The sequence below is a fragment of the Methylobacterium sp. CCH7-A2 genome (assembly GCF_001557075.1).
GTDB classification, from domain to species: domain Bacteria; phylum Pseudomonadota; class Alphaproteobacteria; order Rhizobiales; family Beijerinckiaceae; genus Allobosea; species Allobosea massiliensis.
This window is the reverse complement of sequence record NZ_LSKN01000074.1, coordinates 1-3917: the sequence shown is the minus strand read 5'-3', so window position 1 is coordinate 3917 and position 3917 is coordinate 1. Positions and strand designations below refer to the sequence as shown.

General features: G+C 67.8%; 4 protein-coding genes. 1 reads left to right on the top strand and 3 read right to left on the bottom strand.

Features of this window, described 5'->3' with window-relative positions; all coding sequences use genetic code 11:
- The 3 genes from uvrB to AX750_RS05495 form a co-directional block, all read right to left on the bottom strand.
- Positions 1–2650: excinuclease ABC subunit UvrB (gene uvrB, locus AX750_RS05505; RefSeq protein WP_067253728.1), on the bottom strand; the 2650-nt coding region annotated here is incomplete at its 3' end.
- Between the two features lie 98 nt (positions 2651–2748).
- A complete protein-coding gene (locus tag AX750_RS05500; RefSeq protein ID WP_066721897.1) occupies positions 2749–3072 on the bottom strand; it encodes a hypothetical protein in 324 nt (107 codons plus the stop codon).
- Positions 3072–3290 carry a DUF2945 domain-containing protein gene (locus AX750_RS05495; protein ID WP_066721899.1) on the bottom strand — a complete coding sequence of 73 codons (219 nt, stop codon included), beginning with the start codon at positions 3288–3290 and terminating at the stop codon, positions 3072–3074. The genes AX750_RS05500 and AX750_RS05495 overlap by 1 nt, the downstream gene beginning before the upstream one ends.
- Before the next feature lie 79 nt (positions 3291–3369).
- Here AX750_RS05495 and AX750_RS05490 point away from each other — a divergent pair, with 79 nt between their 5' ends.
- Positions 3370–3822, top strand: coding sequence for a hypothetical protein (locus AX750_RS05490; protein WP_066721901.1), 453 nt, complete (start codon positions 3370–3372; stop codon positions 3820–3822).
- Positions 3823–3917: the final 95 nt, after the last annotated feature.

The following is a 3917-nucleotide window of genomic DNA, read 5'->3' as shown; positions in this document are numbered from 1 at the left end:
GTCTCTCCCCGGCCCCCTTCGGCCGCTGCTCCGTGCGCGGGCCCATTTCGTCCAGCGTCGGCTTGCGCGGGCGGGCGCCGGGCTTGGCGACCGGCTTGCCCTCGCCGCCGCCCCAGTTGTGCGGGCCCATATCCTCGTCGGTCGGCTTGCGGGCGCGGGTGGGCGGCAGATTGGCGCTGGCGCCATAGCTGCGCTCGCCCTTGTACTTGCCGGCCGAGGCCTCGACATCGCCCTGGCGGGCGAGCGGGTCGTCGGAGATGGCGAGCTCGGTCGCCTGCAGCCGCTTGATCTCGTCGCGCAGCCGGGCGGCGGTCTCGAATTCGAGATCGGCGGCGGCCTCGCGCATGCGCTTTTCGAGATCGGCCAGCGCCGCCTTGAAATTGTGCCCGGCCGCCGGCGTGCCGAGCCCGGCATCGACGGTGACGTGGTCGCGCTCATAGACGCTGCCGAGAATGTCGCCGATGGCGCGCTTGATCGTCTGCGGCGTGATGCCGTGCTCGGCATTATAGGCGAGCTGCTTCTCGCGGCGGCGGTTCGTCTCGGCCAGCGCCCGCTCCATCGAGCCGGTGACCTGGTCGGCATAGAGGATGACCTTGCCGTCGACATTGCGGGCGGCGCGGCCGATCGTCTGGATCAGCGAGGTCTCGGAGCGCAGGAAGCCCTCCTTGTCGGCGTCGAGAATGGCAACGAAGCCGCATTCGGGGATGTCGAGGCCCTCGCGCAGCAGGTTGATGCCGACGAGGACATCGAAGGCCCCGAGCCGCAGATCGCGCAGGATCTCGATGCGCTCGATCGTGTCGATGTCGGAATGCATGTAGCGCACGCGCACGCCGTTCTCGTGCAGATATTCGGTCAGATCCTCGGCCATGCGCTTGGTCAGCACGGTGACGAGCGTGCGGTAGCCCTTCTCGGTCACCTCCTTGATCTCGTCGAGCAGATCCGCGACCTGGTGCTTGGCGGGGCGGATCTCGACCGGCGGGTCGATCAGCCCCGTGGGGCGGATGACCTGCTCGGTGAAGACGCCCCCGGTCTGCTCCATCTCCCAGGAGCCCGGCGTCGCCGAGACATGGATCGATTGCGGGCGCATCGCGTCCCATTCCTCGAAGCGTAGCGGCCGGTTGTCCATGCAGGAGGGCAGGCGGAAGCCGTATTCGGCCAGCGTCGCCTTGCGGCGGAAGTCGCCGCGATACATGCCGCCGATTTGCGGCACGGTGACATGGCTTTCATCGGTGAAGACCAGCGCATTGTCGGGCAGGTATTCGAACAAAGTCGGCGGCGGCTCGCCCGGCTTGCGGCCGGTGAGATAGCGCGAATAGTTCTCGATGCCGTTGCAGGAGCCGGTGGCCTCGATCATCTCGATGTCGAAGGTGGTGCGCTGGTCGAGCCGCTGCGCCTCGAGGAAGCGGCCCATGCGGTTCAGCTCGTCGAGCCGGGCCTTCAGCTCCTCCTTGATGCTCTTCACGGCCTGGGTCAGCGTCGGCCGCGGCGTGGTGTAGTGCGAATTGCCGTAGACCTTCACGAATTCGAGGTCGGCCGTCTTCTGGCCCGTCAGCGGGTCGAACTCGCTGATGCTCTCGACCTCGTCGCCGAACAGGCCGATGCGCCAGGCGCGGTCCTCATAGTGGGCCGGGAACAGCTCGATCACGTCGCCCCGCACGCGGAAGCTGCCGCGGGTGAAGTCGTGCTGCGTGCGCTTGTATTGCAGCGCCACGAGATCGGCGATGAGCTGGCGCTGCTCGACACGCTCGCCCAGCTTGATGCCAAAGGTCATCGCCGTATAGGTCTCGACCGAGCCGATACCGTAGATGCAGGACACCGAGGCGACGATGATGACGTCGTCGCGCTCCAGCAGCGAGCGCGTCGCCGAATGGCGCATCCGGTCGATCTGCTCGTTGATCGAGGATTCCTTCTCGATATAGGTGTCCGAGCGCGGCACATAGGCCTCGGGCTGGTAGTAGTCGTAATAGGAGACGAAATACTCGACCGCGTTGTCGGGGAAGAAGCTCTTGAACTCGCCATAGAGCTGCGCGGCCAGCGTCTTGTTCGGCGCCAGGATCAGCGCCGGGCGCTGGGTGCGCTCGATCACCTGCGCCATGGTGAAGGTCTTGCCCGAGCCGGTGACGCCGAGCAGCACCTGGTCGCGCTCCTGCCGGGACACGCCCTCGACCAGCTCCGCGATCGCGGCCGGCTGGTCGCCGGCGGGCTCATATTCCGAGTTCATCCGGAAGCGGATGCCGCCTTCCGACTTGTCCGGCCGCGGCGGGCGATGCGGCACCCAGGCCTTGCCCGGCTCGATGAAGGGATTGCCGCTCTCCAGCAGCGTCTGCAGCGACTGCGCCGTCGCCGCCGCCGCGCCCTCCGCCCCGATGAAGGCGCCATCGGCCTTCTTCGAGAGCTTGCGCTTCGGCCGCTCCTCGCCGCCCGGCCGCTCCAGGGAATAATCCGGCTTCGGCTCGTAGCCGGCCTGCGGCCGGTCCGAGAAGCCGCCGGCGCCGCCGGGCACCGCGGTGCCGCGGTTGATCGCCGGGTTGAGCAGATCGGCGAGATAGCCCTCGAGCGGCTTCAGCTCCGGCTTGCTCGCCTTGGAATTGGGCGTGCGCGCGCTGGAGGGCTTTTTGGCGGGCTTGGTCTTGGCGGGGCTCTCGGACATAGCTGCAATATGGGACCGGTCGCGTCCGCGCGCGAGGGGGCGCGACGCATGGCGACGCGCACTGGTGACAGGAGCTGGCAGGAGAGGCGCTGGTAGCCCTACCCCTTCTTGGTCAGCTCGGCCTTTTTCTTGTCGGCCCAATCGCGTCCGGCATCGCCGCCCCAGAGCTGCCAGGCGATGAAGCCCGCCGAGGGGTCCGCGGCATTGTCGAAATCCTTGCCATTCTTGTCGACCGCATGCCGGGCGAAATAGCTCGCCATGCGCTTCACGACATCGGCCGAGAGCGGCTCCCGCTTCATGAGCTGGTGCGCCCGGGCGACACCGACGCGGGTGCCCCCGCGCTTGTGCTCCTTCCGCAGCTTCAGCCCCTGCTCGGCCGCCTTCGCGGCGGCGGCCGGCGGCGTCAGATCGATCTCCACCATCAGCGCGCCTCCAGCTCGCTCTGGGACTTCAGCGCCTTCGCGCCATCGGCCTGCCGCACCAGATAGGCCGGCTTCTCCTCCGAGGCGTTGCGGCGGATGCGCTTGCCCTTGATCGTGCGGCTGACCGGCTTGGTGAACACGCTTTCGACCTCCCCCTCGGCCGTGCCATTGCCCCAGTGCCAGCGGACAGCGCTGCCCTTCCTCAGTTTACTTGTCATGCGATCTCTCCATGATCGGCCGGCGATGACGGGAGCAACGCGGACCCCCGCGACCGGGTTCATCGGGAAGGAACACGCCATGCACCGCCGCCTGATCGCGCTGCTGACGGGAGCCGCGGCCCTGCTCGCCGCGGCCGGCGCCCAGGCCGTCGGGCCGGACTGGACCTGGCTCGACGAGGACCCGGAGTACCGCCAGGCGCGGCGCTGGATCGAGGAAAAGAACTTCCCGCCCGCGATCGAGAAGCTGGAGGCGCTGCTGAAGCGCTCGCCGCACTCGCCCGTCCTGCTGAACTGGCTCGCCTACTCGCACCGCAAATTGAAGAACTACCCGCTCTCGAAGCAGTATTACGACGCCGCGCTGATGCGCGACCCGACCTTCCTGCCCGCGCTCGAATACCAGGGCGAATGGTTCATCGAGACCGGCGACATGGCCTCGGCCAAGGCCAATCTCGCCAAGCTCGCCAGCCTCTGCGGCCGCTGCCATGAATGGCAGGATCTCGACGAGGCCATCCGGAAGGCCGAGGGGCGGTAGGGGGCGTCATTCTCGGGCGAAGCGAAGCGCAGACCAGAAAGCGCGGGGAACCCCTCTCCTGTAAGGAGAGGGGCAGGGGTGAGGTGTCGGCCCCT

What these genes read in the sequence shown, in the direction of transcription:
- AX750_RS05500 (WP_066721897.1), bottom strand. Translation starts at nt 3,072, where the DNA reads ATGGTGGAGATCGATCTGACGCCGCCGGCCGCCGCCGCGAAGGCGGCC.
- AX750_RS05495 (WP_066721899.1), bottom strand. Translation starts at nt 3,290, where the DNA reads ATGACAAGTAAACTGAGGAAGGGCAGCGCTGTCCGCTGGCACTGGGGC.
- AX750_RS05490 (WP_066721901.1), top strand. Translation starts at nt 3,370, where the DNA reads ATGCACCGCCGCCTGATCGCGCTGCTGACGGGAGCCGCGGCCCTGCTC.